The sequence below is a fragment of the Paenibacillus sp. FSL R10-2796 genome, from assembly GCF_037965315.1.
Taxonomy (GTDB): domain Bacteria; phylum Bacillota; class Bacilli; order Paenibacillales; family Paenibacillaceae; genus Paenibacillus_AQ; species Paenibacillus_AQ odorifer.
Window position 1 is genome coordinate 2,664,419 of record NZ_CP150178.1, and the last position, 16,328, is coordinate 2,680,746.

13 protein-coding genes and 1 riboswitch are annotated in these 16,328 nt (G+C 45.0%); of the genes, 6 read left to right on the top strand and 7 right to left on the bottom strand.

The features are described 5' to 3' along the window. A complete protein-coding gene (locus tag NST58_RS11830) occupies positions 1 to 2,754 on the top strand; it encodes an alpha-mannosidase (protein WP_339247890.1) in 2,754 nt (917 codons plus the stop codon). A 70-nt stretch (positions 2,755 to 2,824) separates the two neighbouring features. Here the strand turns inward: NST58_RS11830 and NST58_RS11835 are convergent, their stop codons facing one another. Further along, the gene (locus NST58_RS11835) at positions 2,825 to 3,262 is read right to left on the bottom strand and encodes a MarR family transcriptional regulator (RefSeq protein WP_076130010.1); all 438 of its coding nucleotides are present in this window, start codon (positions 3,260 to 3,262) and stop codon (positions 2,825 to 2,827) included. 257 nt (positions 3,263 to 3,519) lie between these two features. Here NST58_RS11835 and uvrA point away from each other — a divergent pair, with 257 nt between their 5' ends. The 3 genes from uvrA to NST58_RS11850 all read left to right on the top strand — a co-directional run bounded on the left by uvrA (position 3,520) and on the right by NST58_RS11850 (position 7,105). Next, positions 3,520 to 6,024: an excinuclease ABC subunit UvrA gene (gene uvrA / locus NST58_RS11840; RefSeq protein WP_339247893.1), complete on the top strand. Its 2,505-nt coding sequence runs from the start codon at positions 3,520 to 3,522 to the stop codon at positions 6,022 to 6,024. A 553-nt stretch (positions 6,025 to 6,577) separates the two neighbouring features. Continuing rightward, complete coding sequence (locus NST58_RS11845; protein WP_339247896.1) at positions 6,578 to 6,769, top strand: hypothetical protein; 192 nt, start codon at positions 6,578 to 6,580, stop codon at positions 6,767 to 6,769. Positions 6,770 to 6,874: 105 nt separating this feature from the next. Next, positions 6,875 to 7,105, top strand: coding sequence for a hypothetical protein (locus NST58_RS11850; protein WP_339247900.1), 231 nt, complete (start codon positions 6,875 to 6,877; stop codon positions 7,103 to 7,105). A gap of 150 nt (positions 7,106 to 7,255) precedes the next feature. On the opposite strand, the gene NST58_RS11855 is transcribed toward NST58_RS11850, so the two are convergent. The 6 genes from NST58_RS11855 to NST58_RS11880 all read right to left on the bottom strand — a co-directional run bounded on the left by NST58_RS11855 (position 7,256) and on the right by NST58_RS11880 (position 13,867). Continuing rightward, positions 7,256 to 7,825, bottom strand: coding sequence for a YdeI/OmpD-associated family protein (locus tag NST58_RS11855; protein WP_339247902.1), 570 nt, complete (start codon positions 7,823 to 7,825; stop codon positions 7,256 to 7,258). Between the two features lie 56 nt (positions 7,826 to 7,881). Then, positions 7,882 to 8,397 (bottom strand): DinB family protein, encoded by a 516-nt coding sequence (locus NST58_RS11860; protein ID WP_339247904.1) that lies wholly within the window; start codon positions 8,395 to 8,397, stop codon positions 7,882 to 7,884. Positions 8,398 to 8,481: 84 nt separating this feature from the next. Then, entirely contained in the window at positions 8,482 to 9,393 is a 912-nt protein-coding gene (locus NST58_RS11865; RefSeq protein ID WP_076187290.1) for a YafY family protein, read from the bottom strand. A 142-nt stretch (positions 9,394 to 9,535) separates the two neighbouring features. After that, entirely contained in the window at positions 9,536 to 10,705 is a 1,170-nt protein-coding gene (locus NST58_RS11870; RefSeq protein ID WP_076130594.1) for a KamA family radical SAM protein, read from the bottom strand. 139 nt (positions 10,706 to 10,844) lie between these two features. After that, positions 10,845 to 10,986: riboswitch (cyclic di-AMP (ydaO/yuaA leader) on the bottom strand. Positions 10,987 to 11,034: 48 nt separating this feature from the next. After that, positions 11,035 to 12,702 carry an AraC family transcriptional regulator gene (locus NST58_RS11875; RefSeq protein ID WP_076193792.1) on the bottom strand — a complete coding sequence of 556 codons (1,668 nt, stop codon included), beginning with the start codon at positions 12,700 to 12,702 and terminating at the stop codon, positions 11,035 to 11,037. A 139-nt stretch (positions 12,703 to 12,841) separates the two neighbouring features. Then, positions 12,842 to 13,867: an ABC transporter substrate-binding protein gene (locus NST58_RS11880; RefSeq protein WP_076193795.1), complete on the bottom strand. Its 1,026-nt coding sequence runs from the start codon at positions 13,865 to 13,867 to the stop codon at positions 12,842 to 12,844. A gap of 526 nt (positions 13,868 to 14,393) precedes the next feature. Between NST58_RS11880 and NST58_RS11885 the strand changes: the two genes are divergently transcribed. Next, positions 14,394 to 15,056 (top strand): HAD family hydrolase, encoded by a 663-nt coding sequence (locus tag NST58_RS11885; protein WP_076130591.1) that lies wholly within the window; start codon positions 14,394 to 14,396, stop codon positions 15,054 to 15,056. A 42-nt stretch (positions 15,057 to 15,098) separates the two neighbouring features. Next, entirely contained in the window at positions 15,099 to 16,304 is a 1,206-nt protein-coding gene (locus tag NST58_RS11890; protein WP_076193797.1) for a mannitol-1-phosphate 5-dehydrogenase, read from the top strand. Positions 16,305 to 16,328 lie beyond the last annotated feature (24 nt).

Sequence of the window (16,328 nt, forward strand, 5' to 3'; positions counted from 1 at the left end):
TTGGAAAGTTCAAAACAATCTATTAGCCCTCAGACAGCCCATATCATTTCCCATACACACTGGGACCGGGAATGGTATCTTCCCTATGAGAAGCATCATGTACGCTTAGTGAAACTGGTTGATGAATTACTGAACCGGTTGGATGAGGATAACGAATTTAAGAGTTTCTATCTGGATGGACAGACGATTATTCTGGAAGATTATCTTCAGGTACGTCCAGAAAATCAAGAGCGGCTACAGAAATATATTACGGAAGGTCGCCTTCTAATAGGACCTTGGTATATTTTGCAGGATGCGTTCCTTACTAGTGGGGAGGCCAATGTTCGTAATATGCAGATTGGCCATCAGGATTCGAAGCGTTACGGGGAACCCTCCAAAATCGGTTATTTTCCGGACACCTTTGGTCTAGTCGGCCAGACTCCACAATTAATGCTGCAATCCGGCATCAATAATGCCTTTTTTGGAAGAGGTGTGAAGCCCACTGGATTCAATAATACGGTGTCGGATGGAGGTTACGAATCCTCATTCTCGGAGCTGATTTGGGAAGGTCCTGATGGATCAAAAGTGGTCGGCATCCTATTTGCCAATTGGTATTCTAACGGAAACGAAGTGCCTGTAAATGAAGCAGAAGCCAAAGTGTTCTGGGAGAAAAAGCTGGCAGATGCGCGGAAGTTTGCCTCTACAGGTGAGCTGCTGTTCATGAATGGTTGTGATCATCAGCCGGCTCAACTGGATTTGCCAGAGGCTATCGAAACTGCGAAGCGGTTGTATCCAGATATGGAGTTCATTCATTCGAACTTTCCTGATTACCTTAAGGCCGTAGAGGGTGTAATGGATCGCAGCAATCTGTCGACTGTAAAGGGCGAACTGCGGAGCCAGCATACCGATGGATGGGGTACGTTAGTGAATACCGCGTCTGCTCGTGTCTATTTGAAACAGATGAATCAGGAAGGGCAAATCTTGCTTGAAAAGTTGGCCGAGCCACTTGCTTCGTTCGCACATTTACTGGGCAAAGAGTACCCCCATCATCTGTTCACCTATGCATGGAAGACATTAATGCAAAATCATCCGCATGATAGTATTTGTGGATGCAGCGTGGATGAGGTACACCGTGAGATGGTCACCCGTTTTGACAAAAGCCGTCATGTGGCAGAGACCATTGTTGAGGATAGTAAACGAGTGATTGCAGAAGCTGTGGATACGTCCGGGTTTACCACATATGGTGAAGACGTGCTTCCATTAGTAGCGATGAATATGACGGGTTGGAGTCGCACGGGTACTGTGAGCGTAGAACTTGATGTGGCGCGTCTATATTTGCGAGAAGGATTCTCTCTGGAAGAAACGGCTAGCCGTATGACTGGAATTGACTTGCACGGTCGTGTGTTAGTAGACGATCAAGGGAATAACATTGCCTCCCAGCTGAAGGACTTGGGGCTTCAGTTTGGTTATGATTTGCCAGATGATAAGTTCCGTCAGCCGTATATGTGCCGCCGGGTAAGACTTACCTTTGAAGCCGTAGAAGTTCCTGCGCTAGGTCTTCGATCATATGCTTGGGTTCGCCGAGCAGATGCAAAACTGGCAATAGCCGCTGAATCTTTGCTATATGGAGATCGGGTGCTGGAAAATGACGTTATCAAGGTAGTCATTAATGATGATGGTTCGTTTATGCTAAGTGACAAAACTAGTGGAGTGACCTATCAAGATCTTGGTGTATATGAAAACACCGGGGATATCGGCAATGAATATATGTACAAACAGCCAGAGGCCGAACAAGCTTTGACGACTAAAGGACTGAAGGCTAACATTTGTGTACTGGAAAATACATCGTTTCGCGCCGCTATAGAAATTAACCATAACTGGGAGATTCCAGCCTCGGCAGATGATAAGCTGGATGAGGAGCAGCGTGCACTGGTTTACTATCCGGAGCGCAAAGCTCAGCGCAGTAGTGACACAGTCATTCTAAAACTTCGTACTGTAATCACCTTGGAGCGGGGCGGAAAGGGATTGCATATCGAAACGACAATAGATAACCAGGCCAAAGATCACCGGATTCGTATACTGTTTCCAACAGATTTGAACGCTGCCACGCATCGTGTAGATTCGATGTTCGAGGTTGCTGAGCGGAATATTGAACCAGCCACAGAATGGAAGAATCCGAGTAACACGCAACATCAGCAAGCCTTTGTTGATATTAGTGATGGGAAAGCGGGTCTAACCGTCGCTAATTTTGGATTAAATGAATATGAAGTGCTGCGAGATGGGCGTAACACTATTGCGATTACGCTGCTACGTTCTGTTGGCGAACTTGGTGACTGGGGGCTATTCCCAACTCCAGAAGCGCAGTGTCTGGGAGAGCAAGTTGTTCGTATGGAGCTTATCCCGCACACAGGTGAGGGTATAACTTCTGGTGCTTATGCTGAAGCTTACCAATTCCAGGTTCCGTGGATTGTATGTCAGACAGATGTACATGCAGGTGTGGTTGCGCCGGTGTATACTCCATTCGATTGGGAGAGTAAGGAACTCGCATTTTCTTCACTAAAAATGAACGAGCAGACTGGAGATATACTGATGCGTTGGTACAACATGAGTCAGCAGAACACCAACCTGGCCTTCCATTCGTCTATTCCACAGCAATATTTCTATAAAACGACGATTCTAGAAGAGGAGAGCCACCCAGTTTCTAGGGATGAGAAAGGTAGCTTTGACTTACTGATCGGTCCATGCGAAATTGTAACGATAGGTATTAGAAAATAAATGAAAAAGGACGGTGTCCAGAGAGTCGTATGACTTTTGGATATCGTCCTTTTTTGTATAAATACGTATCTTAGGAAGAAGATTTGCCGCGCGCAGTGGATCCAAGCTGATCAATCTGCTCTTCCAGAACTGCACTTGCTTGGCCTAAAAACTGCGAAATAAGGGCGAGCTCTTCATCCGTATAAGAAGCTGCGAGCTTAACCATGGCGGTATGGAGCGGTTGGTACGTATTAATGACATCATCTTTATTCTCATATAATGGCACGATAATCACTTTACGGCGGTCATTCGGATCATTTTGTCTGCGGACATAGCCATTTTTTTCGAGCCGGTCTATTAATGCTGTAACACTGCCTGTGGTCAGACCCGTTAATTTGGACAGTTCTCCGGCAGTGATCGGACCTTTCTCCCGTAGAATATCTATAGATAAGAAATCATTATTGTATAACCCAAGTGAGGCGGCTACATTTTGTTGGTACAATACCGTTCGGTTTCCCAAACTGCGCATAAGCAAGGTGAATTGTTCCTGCTCTGGTGTAGGTTGTTCGTGGCTTGACAAAAGATAACGCTCCTTTTAAAATAATTATATCTTGATAGTCAAGATATTAGATTATAAAGTTATTCGAAAATTTTGTGATTTATCAAATACATTCTATCGAAATTAGAAATGTTTTGCAAAATAATTGCAATCCAACAACTTTGGGCAACCATATGGATAGAAGATATAACTACGAACCAGTGGGTTGAATTGAGAGGGGAATAGATGTGAAAGAGACTATTGTTATTAAAGGTGCAAGAGAGAATAATCTGAAAAATGTCTCGCTCACGATTCCTAAGTATAAGCTAGTTGTCCTGACAGGACCTTCGGGATCAGGAAAATCGACGTTAGCTATGGATACACTTCAGCGGGAATGCCAAAGACAGTATTTGGATTCCATGGGCATGACGTCAGATACGATCAGCAAACCAAAGGTGGAATCTATTATTGGACTGTCTCCGTCCATTAGTGTTGGACAACATGTCACCAATCGTAATCCCCGTTCGACAGTTGGGACAGTTACCGACATCTATACGTTTGTCCGGTTTATCTTTTCCAGATTAGGCGAGCGGGTTTGCCCTTCCTGTAGTGGCAGCATTCCACCTTCTTTTGAAGCGAGGGGATTGCTGATCGAGGAAGACGAGGAAATGGATGGTCAAACTATGGGTTGTCCGCATTGCGGAGCTGAGCTTGAGAAGCTGGGCATGTCCCACTTTTCTTTTAATAAACCGGAGGGAGCTTGTGAAGCCTGCGGTGGTGTTGGATCTGTGGCAACTATAAATGAAGCGGCGGTGTTTAATCCAGAGCTTAGTATGCGTGAGGGTGGGGTGGCCTCGCTGAATGGTGTTCATCGTGATATACAGATGCGTATATTAGTGGCTGCTGGCAAGCATTTTGGCTTTGAGTTTGACCCGGATCAGCCCTTAAAAGATTACGGCGAAATTCAGCGCGACTTGTTATATTACGGAGTGGAAAGTGAGGCGTTTAAGCGCCATTTTTCCAATGTTAAGCCGATTCAAGGCACCAAATTTGAAGGCGTCATTCCTGGTTTGTGGCGGCGATACAAGGAGAAGGAAGGAGAAGCTGGTACACAGGAAAAAGACGGCGGATTTTTTCATGAGCAGCAATGCCCAGAATGCCTTGGCGCTCGCCTAAAAAAAGAAGTTCGTCTCGTTCGGGTAGCTGGCGCATCGATTACGGAGCTATCGGATTGGTCATTAAGCGATGTTTACGAGTGGACGAAAGGCTTGCAGGCGGCTTTGCCCGCCGAGGGACTTCATCTGCTTGAACCCATCCTTCACGATATGCCTACCCGACTAAAACGGATTATCGATGTTGGTCTTGGTTATCTTTCCATGAACCGTCAGACGGTCTCCCTCTCTGGTGGAGAGGCACAGCGGCTGCGCCTTGCCTCATTGCTGGGGTCAGGTCTGACTGGAGTGTTATACATTCTAGATGAACCGACGACCGGGCTTCATCCGCGGGATACTGTTGGCCTCATTCGTGTGCTTCAGGAGCTGCGCGATTTGGGTAATACGGTGCTCGTTATCGAGCATGATATTGAGATGATGCGCGCTGCCGATCATATTATTGATATGGGTCCGGGTGCTGGTCTGGACGGCGGGCAAGTTGTTGGCGAGGGCAGCATTGAGGATTTGATGGTAAGCGAGACTTCTGTTACGGGAGCCTATCTTAGAGAAGAGCGTAATAAGACTGCTGCATACGTTCGCCGGAAAGGTGACGGAAAACAAATCACCATCCGACAGGCACAGTACCGGAATATTGATATCCCGGAGGTTTCATTTCCTCTAGGTTGTCTAGTTTCTGTAACTGGGGTTTCGGGTTCAGGCAAGTCAACGCTGGTCTTTGATATTCTTGCGCAAGGCAGTGCGAAAGGACATGAGCAAATAGGCTGTGCGGAGATTGCGGGCTTAGATCCGGTTGGAAATATAGTGATCTTTGACCAATCGCCCATGGGTAGAATGTTGCGTTCTAATGTAGCGACATATACAGATGTATTCACACATCTGCGCCAGCTGTTTGCTGCATTGCCGGAGGCGAAAAAAAGAAAACTGACTTCCAAGCATTTTTCCTTCAACACACCGGGTGGACGCTGCGAAACCTGTCAGGGTCTTGGGGTGCTGACTGTAGACATGAATTTCTTACCCGATCTGGAGGTTAAATGCCACGCATGCAAGGGGAGAAGATTTACGGATGAGGTTCTCCAGGTGAAATATGATGGATATTCCATCTCGGATCTGCTGGACATGTCCGTGCAGGAAAGCTTGCCGATTCTTAAGTCGGAAGCCAAAATGGCGGGGATTATCGAGACATTGTGTGAGGTGGGTCTCGGTTACCTTAAATGGGGACAATCTGTCAAAACCTTATCCGGTGGTGAAGGGCAACGGATTAGACTGGCTAAAGAGCTGAGCAAACCTTCCAAAAACCATACGCTCTATCTGCTCGATGAACCAACAACAGGCCTTCATCCGTCAGACATCAAGCAGCTCCATACCTTATTGAGCAAATTGGTTGATACGGGAAATACCGTCGTAGTTGTGGAGCACAGCTTAGAGTTGATTCGAGAGTCCGACTGGGTGATTGACATTGGCCCTGAAGGTGGCGTTGTGGGCGGTAAGCTTGTAGCTGAAGGTACACCGGAGCAGGTTGCTGAAGTGCGGGAATCCTACACAGGGATGTTCCTGAAACGGATTCTGGCTGAAGGGCTGTAACTTAATAAAAGAGGTGCCCAAAGCCATGAAAATGGCTGGGGCACCTCTCTTTTTTTGAACTTAAACCAAACCTCTGCTCTCAACTCTAAACTTTGCCTGAACGTCTGAACCAATCCCATTCGCGCGTACTTAGCACTTTCGGAATAAGAGATGAATTATACGTACGTAGCACATTAGGATTAACAGATGAATTTACACGTACGTAGCACTGTAGGATTAGCAGATGATCAAGAGTCGATGGTGTTTGATCCGCAGATGATTAGGATACGGTAGCATCAGACAGCGAATGACAGCGAAAGACTATGCTTCGGCGGTATCGGACTCAGGAGTCCAGCGAATGATCATTCTTAGGCGTATCGGACTCAGCAGACGTTATAAGCAGGAAAATCCGCCATTTGGAGTATTATCGGACCGCATAGCTCCTATTGGAGGGAAAATCACCGTATAAGAGCCAGTTTCTAAGGAATAGCTGCACTGGGGTCCGATAAGTTGCTGAAAAGGCGATAAATTAGTAAATAGCGTCATTGGAGTCCGAAAGCCTCAGCAGGAGATCATGGTATCAGTAGCAGTAGTGGTAGCAGTAGACCCGGCGAATGATCATACTTCGGCGGTGTCGGACTCAGGAGTCCAGCGAATGATCATTCTTCGGCGTATCGGACTCAGCAGACCTTATAAGCAGGAAAATCCGCCATTTGGAGTATTATCGGACCGCATAGCTCCTAATGGCGGAAAAATCACTGTATAAGAGCCCATTTCTAAGGAATAGCTGCACTGGGGTCCGATAAGTTGCTGAAAAGGCGACAAATTAGTAAATAGCGTCATTGGAGTCCGAAAGCCTCAGCAGGAGATCATGGTAGCAGTAGCAGTAGCAGTAGCAGTAGCAGTAGCAATAGCAGTAGCAGTAGCAGTAGCAGTAGCAGTAGCAGTAGCAGTAGCAGTAGCAGTAGCAGTAGCAGTAGCAGTAGCAGTAGTAGTAACAGTAGTAATAGACCGAGCAAATGATCATACTTCAGCGGTATCGGACTCAGCGGACCTTATAAGCAGGAAAATCCGCCATTTGGAGTATTATCGGACCGCATAGCTCCTAATGGCGGAAAAATCACCGTATAAGAGCCCCTTTCTAAGGAATAGCTGCGCTGGAGTCCGATGAGTTGCTGAAAAGGCGATAAATTAGTAAATAGCGTCATTGGGGTCCGAAAGCCTCAGCAGGAGATCGTGCATCTAGCGCAGCTTAATAATCTAGCAGACGTCCATTATCATGCCATTGCCCGTACATTTTATTTTCTTTAGTGTTTGCTATGAATTTGTCTAATTTACTCTTAAATAAATCTGGCTGATGTTTATTGCTTTGGATCGTGTCGATCCGAACTCTCTTATAAAGGGCTGGAAAGGCCGTGAAATTCTCATATACTTGCCTGTCCTCTTTTAGCCGTTGCTCTATAATCTTATCTACTATAAAAGAATCAGGGTTCATATCAGGAAGTACCCGTTTTCCTTCAGCACTCATTAACCCCAGCTTTTCGAGGCGGCGGACACGCTCTTTATTCAATTCAGTCCAAGAGCTTCTTTTGCTTCGGGGAGAGAGTCTTTGCGCCAGCTCCGTTTCCGAAATTTTCTTTTTCACTCCATCGATCCATCCAAAACACAAACATTCCTCAACTACGTCCAAATATAGCAACGTTTCTGGGTTTGGCGTCATACTAACGAGTACCCAACAAGATTTTTCAGTCTTAGAATTCTCCTGCAGCCAAACTCTTAAATCTTCTCTCGTTTTTACTGTAATTAGATTTTTAATCTCCATAATTAAAATACAATTTCCTTTCTAGGTATGGAGTGGAGCGTCTTGCCCATCCGAGATTAAATAGCTTCCGCAGGAACCTGATACCAAAAAAGAGCATAGTCATTCATGGTGGAAGCATGGCCTAACTGCCGTAACATAGTAGATACATTGCCTCTATGATAAGTCCCGTGATTGGCGACTTGCAACACAATTTCTGATAGGCGTGTTTGGCGGATTCCGGCGAATGGATTGTCAAGCAGAATGGTTTGCTCCAAATCGGATTGGTTGTGTAACCATGCTTTGTATTGTTCTGATAGCTGGGCAAAGATATTTACGTATTCATCCACAGAATCTAGAATGCTCAAATTTAGCGGGATACTTTGTTGAAAAGCCTCTGGCATGGCAGTGCCTGTTAATACAAGATACCACATCGTATCAACCGCATAGATATGGCTAAGGGCATGAGCGATGGTGGGAAATGAGCTGTTCACTTCTTGACTTAGCACAGAAGGCGGGAGTTCCTTGATTCTCCCCAGGATAGTTTGGTTTGCCCATGTGTGGTATTTAAACATTTCTACTGGATAATTTGTCATTAGTACATTCTCCTTTTGAATGGTCATGGATTTGTTTTTTTGTTACTGTAGTTAATATAAAAGAAGAAGTATGACATCAGACTGTCATACTTCTTCATAAAGTTTGAGTGTGTTTTGAAGCTGCTCTTTTAAAATACCTCGCAATGCAGGGGGTTCGAGGACTTCGGCGCCGCTGCCAAAACTCAGCAGAATGGACCAAAGCCAACGTGCTTCCAATGGCTTATACACAGGAATTCGCATCGTCATGCTTTTATCGGAATGAAATTCCTTGTCGACTTGATGAAACTGATCCAAAGCTTCTGCCAAAGCCTCAGTGCCTACCCGGATCACTATTTCCTCCACCTGATCTGCCCTGTTTGAACAGCCGGCCTCTTTGGGTACCTCATGTTGCGAATGAAAGGTATCCTGCGTCAGGAACAAATTCAGCATCCGGGAAAGTCGGAACTCCCGATAGTCCTGCCGAGCCCGGCAATAACCATAGATGTACCAGTTGCTATATTTAAAATGAAGCTTTACTGGTTCCATTTCACGGGTTGTACGTTCATTTTTTACACTGATGTAATCAAAACGGACAACATTTCGTTCCGCAATAGCCGCACGTAAAAGAGGAAGTGCGTCAGGATCCGTACGCCGGGTTTCAAGATCCACCGCGAGACTAGAGGTCTGTGGCTCCGTTCCAATCGTTTGCAGCCGTTCAATGGTTCCTTGCGTATGCTCATCTTCAAACACGGAAGAAAGACTGTTAAGTACAGTAATCAGAGAAGTGACATCATACGAACGGAGCAGGCTTTTATCCATTTTATATCCGTCCATGATGCCATATCCACCTTTAGTACCCTGATACGATACGACCGGGATGCCAGCGGCACAAATCACATCGATATCCCTATAGATTGTTCGCTGGGAAACCTGAAACTCTTCAGCCAGCTTGGAGGCAGATAAAACTTCGTGGTTCAATAGTTTATAGATCATAGAAATCAATCGTTCCAATTTCATGTGTGCATTCCCACCCATTAGTCCATTTCGTGTTACAGCGTGATTATATCATAGATTTTTTCGGGCTAATTTTGGGCGGGAGGAGTTTTGTTGTTGGTGATGAAGAAATATCCTATGACAGAGTCTGACAGAGTTGATTAATCTATTTACAGATTAAATCCGCAGGCTCGCCTGATAAATCATTAACAGAAATAATAGCATCGTTTTTTTTCACAGGTGGGGTCCAATATTGCTCATTCCCAGGCAGGTCATCGAACCATTCGGCGTCCTTTGGACAATCTAGAATCATAAACTTTCCGTATTCCTGATCTCTGGATTGATGGTATTTGAGATAGGCTTTTCCGTTATCAATGGCGAGAATTTCTATTTTTCCTGAGGTGTGGCTCATGGATAAGCGTACTCTTTTGCCAAGTCCTGAGGTTCTGGCTTTGGCTTCTTCTACAATTTGATAGACTTGCTCGAGCGGTAATACGAAATCCCGGTTTCCGGCTACGGGCCGGTTCACAAAGAAGTAGTAGGGTGTAACGCCAGCCCATGAAAGCCGGTCCAGTAGTTCCCCTAAAATAACGGGATCATCGTTGATGCCTTTGAGGATGGGGGTCTGATTTACGACAATTGCCCCTGCGTTGTGGAGAGCTTTAAATGCTTTTTTGGCTTCAGGTGTGATTTCACGAGGATGATTGATGTGCGCCATAACATAGATTCGTTTGTCTTCGGTAGAGTAAGTACGAATCAGCTCCAGCAGTTCTTCGTCTTCAGAGATCCGCATCGGATTAAATACGGGAATTTTGGAACCCAGTCTAATGATCTTAACATGCTCAATGCTTCTTAGATTTTCAATAATGGATCTTAGCTTCGGTGTGGAGAGAATTAAACTGTCCCCGCCCGTAAGAAGTACGTTGTTAATCTCCGGATTATTTGCGATATACTCCAAGCCCGGAGAGACATCAGCCATCGCCTCTTTCACGTCATTTCGGAAAAGACGCTTACGGAAACAGTAGCGGCAATAAGCCCCGCAGACCTCGGATACAATCAGTAGTGCAGTGGTTCTATACTTGTGCTGACAACCAGGTACCACATAATTCGTGTCCTCATCGGAGGCGTCCCAGCGCCCATACTCCAGCAGTTCACCTTCGTTAGGAATAACCAGCTTACGGATGGGATCATTTGGATCATCCCAGTTAATTAAAGACAGATAGTAGTCATTTACACGAAAAACAAATTTGTCCGTAATTTCTTTCAGATTCTCTTTTTCCAGCTCAGACAACATAGCTATTTTGTTAATATCCGTGAAGTACTTTACCTTTTGCACGTACATCTCTCCTTTGTCTCGTAGTGTGAGAAATGAGGGAGCCTTAGTGTCAAAGGCCAATCTACTGCCAGCAGGGTCCAAAAAAGCACGAAAAGAGACCCTTAGCAAGGGTCTCTGGTTATGTAAATAACATGGAAAGCAGACCCATCCACTGCTGACGAGGTTAGCTGACGGACTCGGGTAAGATGGTACCCTACATTCTAATGCTCAATGATTCGCCCCAATTAACTGGTTCCCCCGCTTTTCAACTGTAAAAGTTGGAAATTAAGCGTAGATAAAGTATACCCTATCAAGTTTTGATAAGTCAAAAGAGAATCCTAGATTCACTTTCAATTGTTAGCGCTACTTCCGCCGAGTAGTTTAGGCAACAGCGTTAGCAGCTTCTCCCGGGTTAACGCATCACTAGAGTTCCATTTGCTTCCGTCGAGCAGATAAACATGTCCCTGACGTACTGCCGGGAGATTGTTCCAAAGTGAACTGTCTAGTAATCGTTCCATCGCAGCTCGCGAGTCTTTGCGTTCCGGAATGAGCATGAAGATATGATCTCCGGCGTAGGCAGGCAGTCGTGTTGGATCAACTTCGGCGAACCCTAACTCTTCGTCCAATATGGCCTGGATCTCTTCGGTCGGTTGTAAACCACATGGGGCATAAAGCGCAGTGGAGAATCCGGACATTCCCATAGCATACAGATGATCTCCATGATCATAGACCAAAGCAGAGGCGGTTTCTCCAACTTGGAGGGTTGTCGTGTAAAGCTGCTGCCACATGGCAGCGTTTTTGATTGTGAATGACTCCAGCCATGCTTCGGCTTCGCGCTGTTTACCTAGCCAACTGCCTAGTGTCCGCATTCGTTTGTCGAGAGATGCAAATGAATCAAAGGTGAGTGTCGGAGCGATACCAGAAACTGCTCTGTAGGCTCTTTCATCACTATTTGCCAAAATGATCAAATCTGGGTTTAGGGAAGCGGTCAACTGCGGGTCCAGTGGAAACCCGACGTTGGCGAGCTTCTTAAGCCGATGTTTATAGACGCTGTTCCGGGCGAACGCTTCATCTCCACCGATAGGCTTTACGCCTAACGCGAGAAGGTCGCCAAGTGTTTCGCCATGATAGACAATACGTTTCGCTCGCTCTGGAATCTCCACCTCATGACCCGTCCAATCCTTGACGGTAAGCTTACGACCTTTCTGATGTGCATATTGTCCGGGTGTAACTCCGGTTTTTTGCCGAAAGCGGCGGCTAAAATAGTATTCGTCCGAGAAGCCGACCAGTCTGGCGATTTCCCGCAGTGGTTCAGTCGATTCCTGCAGGAATCGTTTGGAATGATTAATGCGCAGATCCGTCAGGTATTCAAGCGGCTTTTTACCCGTAAGCTGCTGAAAGATCGGTGTATATTGCCAGATTGATATTCCCGCCAGTTCAGCTAACTGCTTCACGGTGATACTCTCTGTATAATGCTCCTGAATGAATGTTATGGTCTTTTCTACGGATTCCGTAGGACTTGGCAGGTGTTTGGAAGGGTAATTATGCTCAAAAAGTAGCAGCAGCAATTCTTGGAATTTTAATTGTCGCTTGAATTGTTGTACATCATCGGTGTTATTCCTGTTCATGAGCAGGTCTTCGACTAGTCGGATTACCTTGGTGAACGGGTGCACAATTAACTCCCGTCTGCCGGAAAGCAGCTCTCCAGAATATCGTTTAGGATCCTCGGTTGTATAAATTGCTGTAAAGGTGATGAGGTAATAATACAACGTCAGCTCCTGGTTGTCCGTACTATAGGAGATTCCAGGAGATAGTAGATAACATTTATCCGTACTTAGTATCACGCTTTGATCATCGAGGTTCAATTGTCCGTTCCCTCCAGTAAATATGAGAAGGGTATAGTCCTGGGTTGTACGCGTTATAGAGCTTGAATCGGCAGCTTGAATCATCAGTTCGGCCTCGTTTAGCTGAAATAGCAGAGAGTGGAGTGGGGGGCAGGACGATGATGTATGCAGCATGGGTTCAGCCTCCGTTCATTTGGTGAGAATGATTATCAATGAATTCATTGTATATAAAAAAAAGAAGCATATCAACAGCTGTTGACATGCTTCTTGCAGTTTTTTATCAGCCTTGTGTTAAACTCTTCATCACAGAAGGTTAATTCATATTCAATAGCTGTGGAATTTCGCCAAGCAGCCATTCTCTTGTTGTCGCATCACTTGAAGTCTTCATGATGTCTTGTGTATAGACATATCCGTTCTTGACGGCAGGAAGGCTCTTCCAGATAGGGCTCTTTAATAGATTCTCTGTGGATTGTTTTGCTTCTTCTGCCACTGGAGTCAAGAGGAATATCCGGTCTCCGGCATATTCTTTCAGGACTTCCATGGATACTTCCTGGAACCCTTTACCTTCATCAAGGATCGTTTGAATAGCTGGAGTTGCCTTGAAGCCATTCTCCCCATAGAGTACCTGGGAAAGTCCGGTTGCAGCCATTATAAACAGTCTGTCTCCTGGATAATAAGTGAAGACCGCAGCCGTTTCGCCCTCTTTCATGCCTGCGGATTTCAATTGCTTCCACATGTTCTCTTCAGCGGTTTTATACTGCGCAAGCCATGCTTCTGCTTCAGTCGTTTTCCCAACAATTCCACCAATGTCCAGCATACGTTCCTGGAGTGGGGCAAAGGTATCAAATATTATAGTGGGTGCAATTTTGGAGAGCTGTTCGAAATCAGCTTCATCTGTGCCCGCATAGATGATCAGGTCAGGCTGAAGCTCCAATGTTTTTTCCAGATTGATAGGGAAGCCTACATCCTCCACACCTTGTAATTGATCTTCAAAAACCTGGCCTTCACCCATAGAAAGAGGATAACCTACCGCCTGCACACCAAGTGCGAGCAAATCGCCATAAGTTTCTCCAGAATAGATAATTCGCTGCGGATTCACCGGAATCTCTACAGTATGCCCTATGTAATCTGTATAGGAGCGGGTAGTCGCTGCTGCTTCATCTGTACTGCTATCTGAGGGTTCTGCTGAAGGTACCGCGGTTGCAGCGGAAGAGTTCCCGGTTTTGTTCACCGTACTATTGGCAGAGGATTGTTCCTTTGAGTTTCCGCACGCCAGTAGCAATGTACTCAGCAAAAATAGTACACATACCACAGCGAAGGACTGTCGTACCTTGTTCATATCTTATTGCCTCCCTATTATATGTAACGACCACCAATAATGATAATCATTCTCGATTAAAATATATCATAAATTAAAGCCTCTTTTTACTCAATGGACAAAAAATAACCCCGTAATTTGATTTGTACAATCAAGTAAAAAGGATGTGTTTAAAATTATTTTGAATTATTTTTAGCTGCTTGGAAAAATACTCTAAATAACAGCAATCGAGAGAAAGAGAGGGAGCTTGTCTTCATAATAAACTTGGCAAAGGAATCCCTTGAAGCACATAGGATTGTGGTGTTTTTTTGAATCTGATTACTGTTATGTATTAAGAAGTTCAGGTGATGAAAAAATCCAGGTTTGTCCACATTGATTGTAATCGTTATCATTACGTGGCATGTTATCTACCGTGCTTGACGTCAGTAGAAGGGCTTTGTTATGGTTTTTATAGTCAAACGCAAGCCGAAATAGCTTTTTGTAGAATATGCAGAAGGTTTTGCGTAAGATATTCTAACCAAACATAATACGAGGGAGATGGTTGATTGTGATCAAAGGAATTATTTTTGATTTTGACGGAACGATTATCGACACGGAGACTGCTTGGTACACCGCATTTAACGAGGCTTATGCAGAATATGGAGTGGATCTGACGCTTGAACAATATTCCACCTGCATCGGCACGAGCTTGAACAGTTTTAATCCTTATGAATATTTAATGACTGATCTTAAGCTAGCGATTGACAAAGAAGAGTTCAGTAAGGCTGTTAAACAGAGACACAGCAAACTTATGGAGCTTGAAACAATACGACCAGGCATTCAGCATTATCTTGATTCCGCCAAAGCAGCTGGACTGCGCGTAGGGCTGGCCTCAAGTTCTTCACTGGAATGGGTGGAAAAATATCTGAATCAATTGGGTATTCGCGAGTATTTCGAATGTGTTCGGACTGCCGACCATGTGGCAAAAGTGAAACCAGATCCCGAGCTATATAACCAAACGTTAGCTTGTCTTGGAATCACAGCTGATGAGGCGGTTGCTATCGAGGATTCACCGAATGGATCTAAGGCAGCGGCAGCAGCTGGCATCCGTTGCATTGTGACGCCTAACGAAATTACTAATTTTCTTGAATTCGATAAGCAGCACCATAAAATTGATAATCTAAGTCTTCTTGAATTTGATCATGTAGTTACTCAACGTTGCTTCGTATAGAGAAACCGAGAAACTAAGTTCAAATTAAAGGGGGATACCAAATTGAGAGCCGTACATTTTGGAGCAGGTAATATTGGCAGAGGTTTTATTGGGCCTATGTTGTCGGACTCCGGTTACAATGTTTGTTTCGTCGGAAGAAATAAGAGTAAAATTGCCCAATTGCAAAAACGTGGGCAATATCCTGTCACCCTAGCTAACAAGAACCGGGACAGCTTTATTGTTGATAATGTTACTGCAATCAATCTGAATGATACTGAGGACGTTACTAGAGCTATAGCAGAAGCTGAAATTGTGACAACTGCCGTCGGAATATCCGCTTTAAAAGATATTGCTGAGACCATTGCGCAGGGCATCGAACGAAGGCTTGAAAATAGCAGAAATCTCAACCCTCTTCATATCATTGCCTGTGAGAATGGGATTGGAAGCAGTCAGAAGTTGAAAAAATCAGTTTATCGGCATATGAAGCAATCCTTCAAGGAACTTGCCGACCGCAATGTCGCTTTTCCCAATGCGATGGTGGACCGGATTGTACCTATGCAGAAAAATACAGATTCACTTGAAATCCTCGTTGAACCCTTCAGTGAGTGGGTTATTCCCCGCAGTGGAATGATTGGTAATTACAATGAAATTAAAGGCGTCCATTATGTGGATTCGCTGGCGCCATACCTCGAACGGAAGCTATATACTGTGAATACAGGTCATTGCAGTGCAGCCTATTTTGGATACCTGGAAGGTTATACTAGCATTCAAGAAGCGATGTCTGATCCCGAAATCAGAGTTCGTGTTCACGGGGTGCTTAAGGAAACAGGGGCCTTATTGGTGCATTTATATGGCTTCAAGCCCATAGAACATGACCGGTATATAGAAAAGATGATGGAGAGATTCACTAACCCCAACTTTAACGATAAAATTACACGTGTCGCCCGCTCGCCGCTTCGCAAGCTTTCACCTAATGATCGGCTCGTAAAACCGGCAATGCTTGCTCATGAACTTGGTTTTGAGACCTCACATTTAGTCTCAGCTATTGCTTCTGCACTTTATTTTGATCATGAAAAAGATCCAGAAGCCTTACAGCTTCAAGCGGACATCCGAAACCACGGGCTAAGTGAAGTCATTGCTGCACAACTAAAAATCCCCACGGAGCATCCGCTTCATGGTCGCATTATTTTGGAGTCCAACAAATTACGCGCGAGATATCCTCATAGGACTAGAATGAAGACAGTAAACGTCAGGGTACCCTACTTTTAATATAAAACGATGGTTATAAAACTA

Coding starts and splice junctions, on each gene's coding strand:
- NST58_RS11835 (WP_076130010.1), bottom strand. CDS start 3,262: ATGCGCAGTTTGGGAAACCGAACGGTATTGTACCAACAAAATGTAGCC.
- NST58_RS11845 (WP_339247896.1), top strand. CDS start 6,578: ATGGTATCAGTAGCAGTAGTGGTAGCAGTAGACCCGGCGAATGATCAT.
- NST58_RS11850 (WP_339247900.1), top strand. CDS start 6,875: ATGGTAGCAGTAGCAGTAGCAGTAGCAGTAGCAGTAGCAATAGCAGTA.
- NST58_RS11855 (WP_339247902.1), bottom strand. CDS start 7,825: ATGGAGATTAAAAATCTAATTACAGTAAAAACGAGAGAAGATTTAAGA.
- NST58_RS11860 (WP_339247904.1), bottom strand. CDS start 8,397: ATGACAAATTATCCAGTAGAAATGTTTAAATACCACACATGGGCAAAC.
- NST58_RS11865 (WP_076187290.1), bottom strand. CDS start 9,393: ATGAAATTGGAACGATTGATTTCTATGATCTATAAACTATTGAACCAC.
- NST58_RS11875 (WP_076193792.1), bottom strand. CDS start 12,702: ATGCTGCATACATCATCGTCCTGCCCCCCACTCCACTCTCTGCTATTT.
- NST58_RS11880 (WP_076193795.1), bottom strand. CDS start 13,867: ATGAACAAGGTACGACAGTCCTTCGCTGTGGTATGTGTACTATTTTTG.